Source organism: Xylella taiwanensis, assembly GCF_013177435.1.
Lineage (GTDB): Bacteria > Pseudomonadota > Gammaproteobacteria > Xanthomonadales > Xanthomonadaceae > Xylella > Xylella taiwanensis.
The window spans coordinates 171,210-185,876 of sequence record NZ_CP053627.1 but is presented as its reverse complement, the minus strand read 5'-3'; the positions used below and the strand labels follow the sequence as shown (position 1 = coordinate 185,876).

Sequence of the window (14,667 nt, the reverse complement as noted above, 5' to 3'; positions counted from 1 at the left end):
CGAATGCATCTAATAATCGCTGCTTCTCCTCGACCTCATGTTACTTGAGTAATCGCATCTCTTCGATATTGCCGAGGCTATCTATTGAGGGATCCAACGTGTTCCTTATTCCTTTTGCTTCGTTTTTCTTATGGTCAAGTTCGGCTGTTTTCTTGTAATACTCAGTGACGGGTTTTTCATTGAAACCCAACAGATGTGCAAGAAACGGCTTCCAGTCGACATCTTTTGAAACGAACTTCCCAAGTTTGAATACATCACGAAAGTCCTCCTGTGACCTTAATAAATACCCAAGCACGTTTCGGTAGGGCCAGGAGTGCAGCGCGCGCCAGTCAAGCAGACCATCAAGCAACGCACACGCACGATTGAAGGGCACATTCTGATGATCCCATTCAGCCAACGGCAACGTCGAGAAATCCTGATCACCGGTCTGGTGCTTCTTGAATGCGATTTTTGTTGCATCTTTGACACTGCGTCGCAGCGTTATGAATGCTGCAGGTTACAATTCCACTTCAAGGAAAAAAATAAAATCCTTGAACAGATCCGCTGTTTAAACAGAAAAAATTTAGGATTTCTTTTTGATAAAAAGCAAAAATCTAGCAGACGCCCCAGGGTGGTTTTCCCAAGATTATCGGTATCCTTCTGCTTATTCTCTGGCAAGCGAATCTCAGCCATGATGACATTCAGACCAGGATTGAAGTTGACCGGACAGAATATGTCATGTTGATTCGAATAGAGTTTGGATAATTTCATTTTTCCCAACGTATTCCACCGCATCTGTCTTGGTCTGGTACTCAATCAGGCCCAACAGATACAGAAAATTCAGTGCCGGCAAAAACAACACCTCACGACCCATGATGTTTTTCTTGGCCAATGCACGCAGCACATCATATTTAGAGACAGGCTGCTTTTGCAGCGTTTCTAGCAATAGCAGTGACAGATTGATGACAGTAAGATCAGGATGCGAGTGTTTAGTCGGACGCAGCATCTTTCACCTCTAAGGTATCGTAGTCTTTGCGTTTGGCGATAATGTTGAACTTAAAATCATCAATGACGCATTGGTACTTCTGCATCAACTCTCTATTTTCCGGCGCCGCCAGAAAATCACGAATCTGCGTAGTATCTTTTAGGAAACTATTCCGCCATTCTTTTGCATACTCTTCGGTCATCTTATTAAGCGTATTTTTCCTTTCATAGGCCACGCGCATCGTCGGTGAAGCATCGCGTAGCAGCACCTCTCCTCCATCTTTTTTGAAACGCGCCAGTGCTTCAACAATCTCGGCAAGCAAGTCGGAATTGACCGTCAACGGTGCATCCATCAGATACAGATGCATCTTCTCCTTATCCGCCGCTTCTGGGAAGTCATTTAAATGTCGTTCCAGCTCATCCACGCCACACAGGCAAATCGACGCCACCGGGATGTCACATTGCTTGGAAATGTATGTAGTGATGTCTTTTTCCGCAATGCCAGATAGCCGCCGGTTCGTAAACAACATGTAGTAATCAAGCTGCTGGTCAGCGCGTAACTTTTTGATACGCGGAATTTCTTTAGCAATCACCGTATGTTTGCTTTTCTCGCTGTAGAAATCTGTATCGGAACAGCTGCAATTGTAGCCATTGGTGTGCTTGGCCTGGATAATCATCGTCCCCTTCCACGGGGCGGCTTTGCTTGGATAGCACTCTGCTGTACCTATGAATTTCGCATCGCAACCGCCATCGGGACCCTTTGTAAACCCCTTGACACCAATGCCGAGCATCTCCCGGCACAAGGACACAATCAAAGCTTCAAACTGATCCGGGCTCATGTCCTCGTAACGAAACTTCATTCTTGCTTACTATCCCTGTTTGATAGTGTTATTCACACGATGATCGCGATACCTGCAGCATGAGCACGGCGCGCCAGCAGCATCACGATCTCAACGCACTGATTCAACAACACCAGCACCTGCACTCAGACAGATATTTTAGAGCTTGAAGCAACGTACCTGAAACACATTGGCCTGAGTCATACCCATCATTGCAACCGCTTTTATCGGCTGAGGCCACACTAGGCAATCAATAGCTTCAGCGTAAGTAGAAACGCGCGCGCTACCTTCACCGGCAGTTCCGCAGCATCTTTACAAGACCCACCAACACATTCTCTGGACATGACGCGTTGCCTTGACGACACCTCAAATTCTCCTACTCGCCCCGTCATAGGCCACCATTGCCTTCTGTGCTTTCCCATCCGGGGATCCCTGGAGCGGGCTCCCATTTAGGCTATATAACAATTCATGCGGTCACGCTGCCGCTCTTCCAACAGCCTCGCGATGCCGTGTCCAAAACCAATCACATAGGGCAAACCACATCCAGCCAATGGCATTGGATAGCATCACTTTTTTGCCAAGAAAAATAAGAAAAATCGATCAGGCACTAACCCAGACTCCACCTCGTTGCTTCGTGGCCCAGGATGTCTACACGGGGGTGTCACCGCCTTCATCATCGATTCAATGATGCACATCACTACCGTGGCAAGCGCTATCGCTGGTGGTGAACAGGACACAGAGAGCCACAACCACGATAGAACATCGCCACCGCGCTTGATGATCAACCCTCCAAACGGCCGCCACCATTGATGATGTCACTGAATTGGAGCGGCACTCTATCGAACCCCGCGAACCGGATATCATTGAACGAAACGACGACTTTGCTCTGTAACCGGCACAGGATTTTGGCCAGACGTCCACATTCAATTCAGAGAACGTCCACACCGTAGCCCTCAATATCCCAGTATCGCGGGTCGCAGTAAAACAGCGTGCATGGACGCTGAGATCCGCCTCAATGCGCAGCAAGTTGAACCGTGGCCCGCTACCGGTGGTCACAACGCCCAACCCCTGTTCCTGGACCTTGCCTCAAAATGCAAGAAGAATAGAAACTCGCAGCACACAGGACACCCATCAACGTTTCCGTCCACTGCATCTGGCTCACTCGTCTATCTGCTGGCTAACCAAACTCCAGCGGCACATGCCCGCAACTAACACCGCGCTGACACCATCGCTCTGGGAATACGTCAACCTAATCTATTGTGGGTGATTCGACCTCAATATGAACACTAAACTCGGCCAAACGATGATCATTGACGTCAGATCAGCGTAGACGCTGCCGTTACATTTTCCACGACCCGCATCACAGACACCAAAGAGTTTTAATGTCACTGTTTTTCACTTTCAAGTAAAAACATAAGGTTATGTGAATATTTGTTAAAGCCACCTTGGAAATTAAATCACCCTTAAATTTTATTAGGATACATTGCGATGGCAACAGTCTTGAAAAGAAGAAAAAAATCAGGGTATGGCTATATTCCAGACATAGCTGATATTCGAGATTTTTCATACACCCCAGAAGAATCGATCATATCCGCATTGCCGCCCAAGGTCGATTTAACCCCATCTTTTGAAGTTTACGATCAAGGAAGGATTGGTTCGTGTACTGCCAATGCTCTTGCTGGCGCAGTCCAGTTCGAGCGTCTCCATGATCATCAGCAACCTGAATTTATTCCATCACGACTATTCATTTATTATAATGAAAGAACCGTTGAAGGCCATATTAAATATGATTCCGGCGCCATGATCCGTGATGGCATCAAAGTCCTTCACAAACTTGGAGTGTGTCCAGAAAGTGAATGGCACTACGACGATACACCCGCAGATCCGAAAACTGATGAATTTCCACCTGGAGCTCCAGCAAGTGAAAAACCGTCAACCAAATGTTACAACGATGCCCAAAAATACCAGATCACCCACTACAAGAGAGTGAATCAAGATATTGATCACCTTAAAGCTTGCCTCGCTGCCGGTTCACCATTTGTATTCGGCTTCTCAGTGTATAAAAGCTGGGTAGGCAATAAACCGTTGCCAGTTGAAATCCCTTTGCCAATCGATAAGGATGAACTTGAAGGGGGCCATGCTGTCTTGTGTGTCGGTTATGATGATGAAAGAAAACAGTTTCGTATCCGTAACTCATGGGGAAGCGAAGTGGGCGAAAACGGATATTTCTGGATGCCTTATGAATACATGTGCAATAAGCAATTGGCGTCTGACTTTTGGGTGATTAAGACCGTGAAAGCATAAGAAATTCGGGTCACAATCGAATGGGGAATTGGCGGCTTGCCAGCCGCTTCCAGTGAGCTGGCACCGCTTTACTTTGCCTCAGCATGCTCATTCCAGAAACAACAGTAAAATACGGTAGATCCTTCGAGCCCTGATCACCACGCTTCAGTCATGAATACATACGCAAGAGATCACACATCGGTAGTCATCGTTTAACCTCATGATTCCAACTCGACAACCAGAGTTCCGATCACTCTTCACAGACGCAAGCGCGTCTGCTACATCGGCTTCATGATTTAGCTTGTGATAAAAACTTCTATTCATTAAATGGGTCTTATCCCCGAAATTTCGATCGTCGCCTGCATATTAGTCATAAAAGGCTTAAAAGCATATCTGCTCCAACGTTGCAGAACAAACCAAATTCTGAATATATTAAAATAGTGAAACCTAAAATCAAGAATATCACCATCATCCAATCCAAAATGATCTTGCCCTTGATAATGAATACTAGCGCAGTAACGATTATCATGGATATGCAAAGAATTAATTGTAATATCCATTGAATTAATATTGTGGACAGCGAGTCCAAGCCCATTAAACGTATCTTGAATCCGAGTAAACTCTGGAAATACCGTGCTTCTGAGAAGTTCAATGATATGTTTCTTGCTTTCCGATGGTAAAAAGCCTATGTCCCAATCAATATAATCATCAAGGGCTGATTTAATTCTTGATATAGAACCATTCTCTGATTTTTCATTCAGTATTAGCTCTTTGAATGCCTTATCAAGTAAAGGATCACTAAAAGGCATTCCTTTATTATCTTGAAAATTCGATATAAGACTTTGCATCGCCCCCGCGTAACAACCAAATGATAATCTTCTGGTCCAGACACGAAATTCATTAAATAACATAATGCTTGCTTGGTTATCAGAAATTCTTTTATTTTTTCTTATTATAAATTTTTCCTCATTATTGAAAGGATCCACATGAAATGAAACAAATGAGAGTCCAAAGTCATCTATTAATTGTTTCTCGGTGAGATCACCGCATTTCATATCTGGAGCCAAATAATCATCCATTGGCAGTTCACTACGAAAAGCAGTAAAAGGAAAATCCAGGGGAACGGTGGCCATATAAATACCCTAAGAGAAGCCTAATATTGCTATCTTCTACCATAAAGACAGTCTGTAATTTCGAGTATTAATCGAAACTTCGAAAATCAGCAAAACAAATTCTCTCTAAAATCCACACAAGATCGCATCTGTCACCATACACGTAGGCAACGCATCACACGCGTATATTCCGACTCCTGCTTACCAGGGACATCTCCAATGTTTCATCAGGCATCCACGGGCTGCAACCATTCCGGGGAGGATGCCTGTCTTTCACAGGAAGCAGGGTCGTTACCCTATTTGGATAAGGTGATCAGTACCACGGCTAGTGTACGTCCCCATCAGCACCACTAGCACGATGGACACGCAGATCGTGTCCGATCAACCGAGCTGCCAGCACAGAAGACCTAACAGAGAAGAAAATGGCGTTCGTGCGATCAGAAAATCTCTCTCGTATTAAAACTTGTCATGCACGTGCAGAAATTGAAATGAGAACACCATCAATAAAATGGCCCTTGGCAAGATAGGGAACATCACGCCAGTCGCTATGCTTAGGACCTTACCTTCTCCACGTTCTCAGTGATTCATCCACTCATGTCCAACCACCACCAACGTTTCCTACAGCTGGCCTTAGACTCAAACGCACTGTGCTTTGGAGAATTCACGCTCAAGTCCGGTCGCATCAGCCCCTATTTCTTTAACGCTGGGCACTTTCATTCAGGTGCAAAAATCGCTGCACTAGCACACTGCTATGCCGACGCGATCGACGCAGCCAATGTGAACTTCGACCTGGTGTTTGGCCCAGCCTACAAAGGAATTCCGCTCGCTACAGCACTGGTCTGCGAGTACGCGCGGCGTAAGCGCGACCTGCTGCTCGCATTCAACCGCAAAGAAGTCAAAAACCACGGCGAGGGTGGCACTCTGATCGGCGCGCCACTGGCCGGACGCAAGATATTGATTATCGACGATGTCATCACGGCAGGCACAGCAATCCGCGAGGCATTGGGCATCATCCACAACGCTGGGGGCACCCCAACCGGAATCGCAGTAGCCCTGAACCGCCAGGAAATCGCTTCAGAAACCAACCGCCAATCGTCCGTTCAAACGTTGATGGCCGAAACCGGGATCCCTGTGATAGCCATCGCAACCCTTGGCGACCTGTTAGCATTTGTCGAGGGGAACGCCAACCTCACTAAATTCTGCACGCCTCTGCTGGCCTACCAAGCACGCTATGGGGCCGAAGTATCTGGCTGAGTAAGCAAAGAGAGTAACATGCGATGTACACAAACAAACACCACATCTACTGGAGTACAGTTTTATGTGTTGCCGTTACCGGATGGCCGCAACTTGGCAACACGCAAACATCGAAATCTAACGCAAAAAAGCTTTACTGCTGGCATCAGAACGGACAACGTATTTGCAGCGACACGCTACCTGCCGAAGCAGTGAATGCCGCACATGAAGAATTCAGTGCCAATAACGGCATACGCAAGAACGAGGTGCAACGCGCGCCCAATGCCAACGAGCGTGCTGCCATTGCGTCAGAAGAAGCACAACGGCTTGCAGACCAGACGGCCCAAGAAACCCGCAAACGCGCTGACCAAATCATGTTGACTGCGTTTCAGACCGAAGACGATCTGCGACAAGTATTCTTAAAACGCATCGCAACCATCGACAACAATGTGACGACCGCCCGCTACAACGCAACTAACCTGCGCCAAGGCTTGGTCAACTTGTTACGCAGTGCCAATGAAAGGGAACTCGCTGGACAGAAAGTACCAGACACACTCGCCGCTAATATCCAGCAACGCCGCCAAGATCTTCTGTCGCAGAAGCGGCTGCAAACCAACTTCGAGCAGGAACGTGCAGCACTGAACGGGGAAATCGAAGAAACCCTGCAACGTTACCGGGCACTAAAAAGTGGTGATATAAATGCCTCTCTACTAGCAGAGCCCGACCCTTAATAAGGGTTAAAATATCATTCTCTGGTCGGGCAATAATGCCTGTAGCTGGGTGCGGAATGCACTCTGGATCCGTTCCAACCCAACCTGCGTGTCAGCCTCAAAGCACAATACCAATGCCGGTGCAATGTCAGAGGCGTGTACCAGGCCCCAACCATCAGCGAAGTCGGCACGCAGACCATCCACGGTAGACAGCCGGGCGCCATCGAACAAAGTTCCCTCACCGCCGCGCTGCACCTCCTCGATAAAAGACCGCACCAATGCCTGCGCGTCACCCTCAACAGGCTGCTTGAGTTCCTGGGTGGAATAAGCGTCAGGCAATGCAGCGAACACCTCGGACGGATGATCCTCATGCTGAGCCAGGATCTCCAGCAAACGCACCGCCGCATACAGTGCGTCTTCAAAGCCATACCAGCGTTCTTTGAAGAAGAAGTGACCACTCATTTCACCAGCCAATTCGGCACCGGTCTCGCGCATCTTTGTTTTGATTAAGGAATGCCCAGTCTTCCACATCAACGGGCTACCGCCGTTGCGCAGCACATAGTCAGACAGCTTGCTGGTACTTTTGACGTCATAGATCACCAAAGCACCCGGATTGCGCTGCAACACATCAGCGGCAAACAACATCAACAGGCGATCTGATAAGACGATCCTACCTTGGCGAGTCACCACACTGAGACTCCCAGCGTCACCATCAAAGGCAATACCCACATCGGCATCGGAACGCTCAACCATCTGCATCAGTTGCTTCAGGTTGTCGGGCTCGCCAGGATCAGGATGGCGATTAGGGAAAGTACCATCAATATCACAGTACAGTGACACCAGATCCGCACCAATCGCCTCGAATAGACGCGGAACGATCTCGCCAGCCGCACCGTTACCAGCATCGGCAACAATCTTCAGCGGGCGATTCAATTGCACATCATCGGCAATACGCTGAATGTAATCGCCAACCACATCACGCTCATTCAACCTGCCTGGATCGACAGACACATGTAAACGACCATCGGCAATGCGCCGATACAGATCGTTGATCGCCTCGCTGGATAGTACCTCACCACCAATCACGATCTTGAAACCGTTGTAATCCGGCGGATGATGGCCGCCAGTGACCGCAACGCAACTGCCAACGTCAAGATGGCATGCAGCGAAATACACTACCGGGGTCGGCACCAAACCGATGTTTACCACATCGCAACCAGCATGACGTAGACCATCGCTTAATGCCGCGGACAATTCCGCACTGGACAGGCGACCGTCACGGCCAATCACAATTTCACGCAACCCTTTGGCCTGCATCGCGCTGCCGATCGCTTGACCGATCAACCTCGCCGCTGCTGGTGTCAGCTCGCGAGGAACTACACCATAGATATCCCAGGTATGGAAAAGACTGGGTTGAACAACACTTGCCGAGCCGGTCTGAAGATGCAGCGACGGCGAGGATGCAGCCGTGCTTTCCTCCTTTAACACAGCCACGCGCACCTGTGCTTCCTGCTCCAGACTTTCACGTAAAGTAAGCTGTTTTGTATTGGCCACTTGCGCATCGCGGCGGCTGGGCAGCACCACATGCCCACGCACAACTAACACAAGGATCACCACAAGCAGCACACACATCCCTGTCACAATCAAAGATGGCACCAACCCAAGATCAAGTAGAACAGTTTCCAACTGGGGCAGGGCAGCAGCTACACGCAGGTCAACCCAACCCAGCGGCTTAGCCAGAACCTCACCACCGTTCGCTAAGGCGGCGTTACCACGCTCGACCACCGTGTAACTACCCTGCCGCAATGCCAAGTAAGTGCTATCGGGGACATCGATCGCCTCCAACGCACTGATCAAGCCCCCTAGCGGCAGGCACAGGTAGACCACCGCCGGAACTTGGCCAAGCTTTACCATCACAGCCATACCCAAACCAGTCTGAGTGCCGTCACGCACCACCCATGCCTTCACACCATCGCCACCAAGAGCGGCCTCCATCAGCCCAAGCCGGGCATAACCAGAACGCGCCACATCGGCATAAGCGGCGCTCAGATCATCTGGCAGAACCTGCACCTTTTCAGCACCTGGAAATTGCTCGCGAATCGCTGCAGCGGCTACCGTGGTGTTACCGCCGCTCAGCGCCTGTACGATGGCTGGGCGCTGCAACACATTTTGCAACTGTCGGACCTGGCCAGATAACACCTGACGCAATGACACGACAGCACCATCGCGCGCCTGCTCAAGTTTCTGCGCCACCACATTCTGCCGCCACTGCATGTACGCCGCCCAACCAAACACGCCCGTCAACAGCAGGCACAAAATCGCCAACAAGAATGCAATCTGGTGTCGTTTAATCGGCAAAAGCAACGCGTTTCCAGTTGTCTCACTCATCTATCTTCCTCTGTCAACGCACGCCGGTGTGACCGAATCCACCCGCACCACGCCCACTGTCAGCAAAAGTATCCACCACCTGAAGCACGACTCGCACCATCGGCAACACAACCAGCTGGGCGATGCGGTCGCCCGGCTCGATAGTGAAAGCCTCGTGCCCGCGGTTCCAGATACTCAGCAGCAACGGCCCTTGATAGTCCGCGTCGATTAAACCTGTGCCGTTACCCAGCACAATCCCATGACGATGACCCAAACCAGAACGAGGCAATACCACTGCACATAAGCTCGGATCACCCAGATGAATCGCTAAACCACTGGATATCAACTCAGCATCCCCAGGAGCTAGAATCACCGGTGCATTCAGTACGGCCCGTAGATCAAGCCCGGCACTGGCTTCGGTAGCATAGGCTGGCAGCGGCCAAACGGTACCGAGACGGGAATCCAGGATCTTAATCTGCAGGGGCTGTAAGGCGACACTCATGCTTGCATCCTTTCGGCAATCAGTGCCAGCAAGCTCTCAGCCAACTCCACCTTGCTGCAACTGGGAAAAACGCGCTCGCCGCCCTGCCAATACGCAGTGACAGTATTGTCATCGCTCTCAAAGCCGTTTCCAACAACACCGACTTGGTTGGCAATAATCAAATCCAAGTGTTTGGCAGCCAATTTACCGCGTGCATAGTGCTCAACATCATGAGTCTCTGCAGCGAAACCGACCACCAATTTCAGGGTACCCGTCTGCGCTGCCACCTCAGACAAGATATCTGGGGTACGCATCAACTCCAGGATCAGTATCTCATCAGCCTTCTTGATCTTTTGGGGCAACACCCGTCTGGGCGTGTAATCGGCCACCGCCGCTGCACCAATGTAAATATCGGCAGGGAACGCACTGAATACTGCATCGCGCATCTGCGCCGCCGAGCGCACATCCACCCGGATCACCCCCTGTGGAGTTGGTTGATACACTGGGCCAGCCACCAACACTACCTCGGCCCCATGGCACACAGCCGCAGCAGCCAGAGCGAAACCCATCTTCCCACTGCTGCGATTGCCAAGGTAGCGCACCGGATCCAAGTCTTCGAACGTGGGTCCGGCGCTGATCACGATGCGCTGCCCCTGCAGCAGACCACCCCGAACAGGAGCAGGAGACAGTCCATGAGTTAACGCAGCAACGATCACCTCAGGCTCACTCATGCGACCCAGGCCAGACACTTTTTCGGCCAACGGACCGTCTTCTGGCCCGATCACCTGCACACCACGGCTACACAACGTCGCAACATTCGCCTGAGTCGCTGGATGCAACCACATCTTGTGGTTCATCGCGGGACATATCATCAGCGGTGCGGTTGTCGCCAAACACAGCGTAGTCACCAAATCATCCGCTAACCCATGTGCGAGCCGCGCAATCACATCAGCGCTGGCAGGAGCAATCAGAACACGTTCGGCCCAACGCGCCAATTCGATATGCCCCATCGCCTGTTCAGCGTTGCCATCCCACAGCGTGGTACGGGTCGATTGCCCAGACAATGCCTGAAAACTAAGCGGGGTGACAAACTGCTGCGCACTGGCAGTCATGGCCACCTGAACTTGGGCACCAGCACCGCACAGGCGGCGCACAAGCTCAAGCGATTTATAAGCGGCAATACCACCACTGACACACAACAGCAAACGCTGTCCGTTCAATGAGCGTGGCTGATGCGATCCAGTCACGTCGGTTGATTCCTACAGTTCATCAGGACGACTAGATTAGCCGATGATCCATACCACTCTGATATCCGAAACGCATGAAACTCGCCATCCTCGACATATGCACATCAACGATTGGCCTACTCATGAACGACCACGTGAAAAGCTGTTGGCCCGGGGTGCCACCACACTTTCAGATGCCGAACTGCTCGCGATCTTCCTCGGCTCTGGTCTGCGCGGCCGCGACGCGGTGCAAACCGCACGCGACCTGCTGCACACGCATGGCCCGCTACGCGAGCTGCTGGACCGACCTCCCGCCGATCTCATGCGCCTGCCAGGATTAGGGCTGGCACGCGCCTGCAAACTGACCGCAGCACTCGAATTAAGTGCTCGCCACCTGGCCGCCGCGCTGCAACGCGGCGCAAGTATCGAGGATCCGATCAGCGCCGGACGCTACTTCGCACAGCGCCTGCGAGCGCATCAACATGAAGTATTCGCCGTCCTGTTCCTGGACAACAGGCACCGCGCCATCAGCTTTGAAGAACTGTTCCACGGCACCATTGACGGTGCTGAAGTCCACCCACGCGAAGTAGTACGGCGTGCATTGACTCTGAACGCAGCGGCAGTGATCGTCGGCCATAATCATCCATCCGGTAACCGGGAGCCCTCACCCGCCGATCGAATAGTCACTAAGCGCTTGAAAGACGCCTTAGACGTCGTCGACGTGCGCCTCGTCGACCACTTCGTGATTGGCGACGGTGCGCCGGTCTCACTTGCCGAACACGGCTGGCTATAAACCAGGAAGGCGACCATTCAGGGTATGGTGAGATGCCAAGCAGAGCACAAGCTGAACGTCAGCAAGCTTCTCATACAGACGGTCAGATAAAATTACGCTGTCTATCGCCGCACACATACACCCCACGTGAAAGCTCAACTCCGCGCCCTGATCTGCCAAGGCATCGAAGCATTGCGTAGCAACGGCACTCTGCCCAGCCATACTCTGCCACCAGATTTCGTGATCGAACGTCCAAAGACGCGCAAGCATGGCGACTTTGCAACCAACGCAGCAATGCTGCTAAGCAAAGCTACTCGCAGCAATCCGCTCCTGCTGGCACAGGCTCTGGTCGCAGCACTACCAACCAGAGCTGAGATTGCGCGGGTAGAAATCGCCGGCCCAGGCTTCATCAACTTCCATCTGCATCCAGTCGCCTACCAGCGCGAAACGATCAACGTGCTTAAACAGGGCAGCGACTACGGCCGGAATTTGTCCGGCAAGGGTCGTACCGTCGGAGTGGAGTACGTCTCAGCCAATCCGACAGGTCCTTTGCATGTCGGTCATGGCCGCGCAGCGGCCATCGGCGACTGCCTTGCACGTTTACTAGAAGCGAATGGCTGGAACGTCAAACGCGAGTTCTATTACAACGACGCCGGCGTACAAATAGAGAACCTCGTCCGCTCGGTGCAAGCACGCGCACGCGGCCTTAAGCCTGGAGACACGCAGTGGCCAACAGACGCCTATAACGGCGAGTACATCGCCGATATCGCCAAAGCCTATTTGGTCGGCGACAGCGTCAATATGGCAGGTACCGTCATCACCGGCACCAAGAATGTGGACGACACAGCAGCCATCCACCACTTCGCCGTCAACTACCTGCGTAACGAACAAAATCAAGACCTAGCCGCATTTAAGGTCGATTTCGATCTCTACTTTCTGGAAAGCTCGCTTTACAAAGATGGCAAGGTCGAAGAAACAGTGCAGAAACTGATCGACTCCGGCCACACCTATGAAGACGGCGGCGCGTTGTGGTTGAAGTCGACCGATTTCGGTGACGATAAAGATCGTGTCATGCGCAAATCCGACGGCAGCTACACCTATTTCGTACCAGACGTGGCGTACCATTTAAGCAAATGGCAACGTGGCTACGAACGCGCGATCACCGAGCTGGGAGCCGACCATCACGGCTCACTGGCACGCGTGCATGCTGGACTACAAGCATTGGAAATAGGTATACCGCCTGGCTGGCCGGAATACGTACTGCACCAAATGGTCACCGTGATGCGCGGTGGTGAGGAAGTGAAGCTATCCAAACGTTCAGGCAGCTACGTCACTCTACGCGACTTGATTGAGGAGACCAGCACCGATGCAACACGCTGGTTTCTGATCGCACGCAAGCCTGATTCACAACTGACCTTCGACATCGACCTAGCCCGCCAAAGGAGCAACGACAACCCTGTGTTCTACGTACAGTACGCACACGCCCGCGTCTGCAGTTTGCTGTACCAAGCCCATGAGAAGCACTTAAATTACGACCAGACCAGCGGCATCGATTCGCTCAATCAGCTCTCAGACAACACTTCGCTGTGGCTGATGACCGAGATATCACGCTATCCTGAAATAGTGGAAATCGCAGGCGAGCTGCTGGAACCTCACCTGATCGCACAGTATCTGCGTGAATTAGCACATGCATTCCACACGTGGTATCACAACATACCGGTACTGGTAGAAGACGCGGCAGAACGCAACGCAAAGCTAACGCTGGCCTGCGCAACCCGGCAAGTACTCGCCAATGGCCTGAACCTACTCGGCGTCAGCACCCCGGAAAAGATGTGAATCAAGCACACCGCCATGCGCAAGTAATTGGAGAAGTCGATGGCAACACGGCGCGCTAAGAGTCAAGCACGACGCAACACGGATAACAGCCCTCCAGGGTGGGTATGGCTGATTGCCGGTGCGGCAATCACAGCCGTTGTATTTCTGGCAGCACCAAGCTTATTAAAGAAAAACGACGGTAGCCTTTTACATATCGGTCCGCACCCAAACCCAAACGCGCAACCGGCACCCGTGATCGACCCAGACACCGCCATTGGGCAGTCATCCAAACCAACTGTGAAGGCACCGGACAAACCAACCACAGAACAGCCGCAATACGACTTCTACACCCTGCTACCTGGCAAAGAAGTACCCAGATCCAATGCTGATCCGACAACGAAGACAAACACCGTGAGTACCACACGCGTGGTACCCGAAGACAAAACGATCTCTCCAAAGCCGGATGCCCGAACCACAGTGGCCAGCGGCACACCAGCACCAACGACAACAAACGATCCCAAACCGTTACCGGAACCACTCTCTCCCCGTCCAACGCCGGTGCCCATCACCGTCACGCCGACACAAGCACCCCCTGCAAACACACCACCCGCAGCGATGGCGAACACCACCCGCTACATGTTGCAAGCTGGCTCATTCGGCACCTCCAGTGAAGCCGAGTCGACGAAGGCCCGGCTTGCCATGCTCGGCCTGACAGCGCGCATCGAATCCGCCAACATCGGAGGCAAACAAGTTTACCGTGTTCGTATGGGGCCATATGACACCGCCCATGAATTGGCTGAAGCCAGGGGAAAGATCGATGGTAACGGCTTGCAAGCCATCACGATCAAGGCCCATTAACAACAGTA

At 51.6% G+C, this 14,667-nt stretch carries 14 protein-coding genes; 6 read left to right on the top strand and 8 right to left on the bottom strand.

The annotated features are described in order from the left end of the window. Positions 1–40 precede the first annotated feature (40 nt). The 4 genes from PLS229_RS12060 to PLS229_RS00690 form a co-directional block, all read right to left on the bottom strand. Positions 41–403 (bottom strand): hypothetical protein, encoded by a 363-nt coding sequence (locus PLS229_RS12060; RefSeq protein WP_230428146.1) that lies wholly within the window; start codon positions 401–403, stop codon positions 41–43. 77 nt (positions 404–480) lie between these two features. Beyond that, positions 481–672: a hypothetical protein gene (locus PLS229_RS12055; RefSeq protein WP_233450839.1), complete on the bottom strand. Its 192-nt coding sequence runs from the start codon at positions 670–672 to the stop codon at positions 481–483. 43 nt (positions 673–715) lie between these two features. Next, entirely contained in the window at positions 716–985 is a 270-nt protein-coding gene (locus PLS229_RS00695; protein WP_038272337.1) for an ABC-three component system middle component 8, read from the bottom strand. Further along, positions 969–1,802 carry an ABC-three component system protein gene (locus PLS229_RS00690; RefSeq protein WP_230428145.1) on the bottom strand — a complete coding sequence of 278 codons (834 nt, stop codon included), beginning with the start codon at positions 1,800–1,802 and terminating at the stop codon, positions 969–971. The genes PLS229_RS00695 and PLS229_RS00690 overlap by 17 nt, the downstream gene beginning before the upstream one ends. Before the next feature lie 1,488 nt (positions 1,803–3,290). Here PLS229_RS00690 and PLS229_RS00685 point away from each other — a divergent pair. Continuing rightward, complete coding sequence (locus tag PLS229_RS00685; RefSeq protein ID WP_038272339.1) at positions 3,291–4,106, top strand: C1 family peptidase; 816 nt, start codon at positions 3,291–3,293, stop codon at positions 4,104–4,106. Between the two features lie 302 nt (positions 4,107–4,408). Here PLS229_RS00685 and PLS229_RS00680 read toward each other — a convergent pair whose 3' ends face one another. Continuing rightward, positions 4,409–5,218: a YPO3983 family protein gene (locus PLS229_RS00680; RefSeq protein WP_038272342.1), complete on the bottom strand. Its 810-nt coding sequence runs from the start codon at positions 5,216–5,218 to the stop codon at positions 4,409–4,411. A 573-nt stretch (positions 5,219–5,791) separates the two neighbouring features. On the opposite strand from PLS229_RS00680, the gene pyrE reads away from it, so the two are divergent. After that, complete coding sequence (gene pyrE, locus PLS229_RS00675; protein WP_038272344.1) at positions 5,792–6,451, top strand: orotate phosphoribosyltransferase; 660 nt, start codon at positions 5,792–5,794, stop codon at positions 6,449–6,451. A gap of 23 nt (positions 6,452–6,474) precedes the next feature. Continuing rightward, complete coding sequence (locus tag PLS229_RS00670; RefSeq protein WP_038272347.1) at positions 6,475–7,161, top strand: hypothetical protein; 687 nt, start codon at positions 6,475–6,477, stop codon at positions 7,159–7,161. 6 nt (positions 7,162–7,167) lie between these two features. Here PLS229_RS00670 and PLS229_RS00665 read toward each other — a convergent pair whose 3' ends face one another. From PLS229_RS00665 to coaBC, 3 genes are read right to left on the bottom strand one after another with little or no spacing between them, the layout of a single operon-like run. Continuing rightward, entirely contained in the window at positions 7,168–9,528 is a 2,361-nt protein-coding gene (locus tag PLS229_RS00665) for a phosphomannomutase/phosphoglucomutase (protein ID WP_038272350.1), read from the bottom strand. A 13-nt stretch (positions 9,529–9,541) separates the two neighbouring features. Then, a complete protein-coding gene (dut, locus tag PLS229_RS00660) occupies positions 9,542–10,009 on the bottom strand; it encodes a dUTP diphosphatase (RefSeq protein ID WP_038272353.1) in 468 nt (155 codons plus the stop codon). Next, positions 10,006–11,235 (bottom strand): bifunctional phosphopantothenoylcysteine decarboxylase/phosphopantothenate--cysteine ligase CoaBC, encoded by a 1,230-nt coding sequence (gene coaBC / locus PLS229_RS00655; protein ID WP_038272355.1) that lies wholly within the window; start codon positions 11,233–11,235, stop codon positions 10,006–10,008. The genes dut and coaBC overlap by 4 nt, the downstream gene beginning before the upstream one ends. Before the next feature lie 97 nt (positions 11,236–11,332). Between coaBC and radC the strand changes: the two genes are divergently transcribed. From radC to PLS229_RS00640, 3 genes are all read left to right on the top strand, one after another. After that, on the top strand, positions 11,333–12,007 hold the full coding sequence (gene radC / locus PLS229_RS00650) for a RadC family protein (RefSeq protein WP_038272357.1): 675 nt from the start codon (positions 11,333–11,335) through the stop codon (positions 12,005–12,007). A gap of 126 nt (positions 12,008–12,133) precedes the next feature. Then, positions 12,134–13,822, top strand: coding sequence for an arginine--tRNA ligase (gene argS / locus PLS229_RS00645; protein ID WP_038272360.1), 1,689 nt, complete (start codon positions 12,134–12,136; stop codon positions 13,820–13,822). A gap of 39 nt (positions 13,823–13,861) precedes the next feature. Beyond that, the gene (locus tag PLS229_RS00640) at positions 13,862–14,659 is read left to right on the top strand and encodes an SPOR domain-containing protein (protein ID WP_038272365.1); all 798 of its coding nucleotides are present in this window, start codon (positions 13,862–13,864) and stop codon (positions 14,657–14,659) included. The last annotated feature ends 8 nt before the right edge of the window (positions 14,660–14,667 follow it).

What these genes read in the sequence shown, in the direction of transcription:
- PLS229_RS12055 (WP_233450839.1), bottom strand. Translation starts at nt 672, where the DNA reads ATGGCTGAGATTCGCTTGCCAGAGAATAAGCAGAAGGATACCGATAAT.
- PLS229_RS00695 (WP_038272337.1), bottom strand. Translation starts at nt 985, where the DNA reads ATGCTGCGTCCGACTAAACACTCGCATCCTGATCTTACTGTCATCAAT.
- PLS229_RS00690 (WP_230428145.1), bottom strand. Translation starts at nt 1,802, where the DNA reads ATGAGCCCGGATCAGTTTGAAGCTTTGATTGTGTCCTTGTGCCGGGAG.
- PLS229_RS00685 (WP_038272339.1), top strand. Translation starts at nt 3,291, where the DNA reads ATGGCAACAGTCTTGAAAAGAAGAAAAAAATCAGGGTATGGCTATATT.
- PLS229_RS00680 (WP_038272342.1), bottom strand. Translation starts at nt 5,218, where the DNA reads ATGGCCACCGTTCCCCTGGATTTTCCTTTTACTGCTTTTCGTAGTGAA.
- pyrE (WP_038272344.1), top strand. Translation starts at nt 5,792, where the DNA reads ATGTCCAACCACCACCAACGTTTCCTACAGCTGGCCTTAGACTCAAAC.
- PLS229_RS00670 (WP_038272347.1), top strand. Translation starts at nt 6,475, where the DNA reads ATGTACACAAACAAACACCACATCTACTGGAGTACAGTTTTATGTGTT.
- PLS229_RS00665 (WP_038272350.1), bottom strand. Translation starts at nt 9,528, where the DNA reads ATGAGTGAGACAACTGGAAACGCGTTGCTTTTGCCGATTAAACGACAC.
- dut (WP_038272353.1), bottom strand. Translation starts at nt 10,009, where the DNA reads ATGAGTGTCGCCTTACAGCCCCTGCAGATTAAGATCCTGGATTCCCGT.
- radC (WP_038272357.1), top strand. Translation starts at nt 11,333, where the DNA reads ATGCACATCAACGATTGGCCTACTCATGAACGACCACGTGAAAAGCTG.
- PLS229_RS00640 (WP_038272365.1), top strand. Translation starts at nt 13,862, where the DNA reads ATGGCAACACGGCGCGCTAAGAGTCAAGCACGACGCAACACGGATAAC.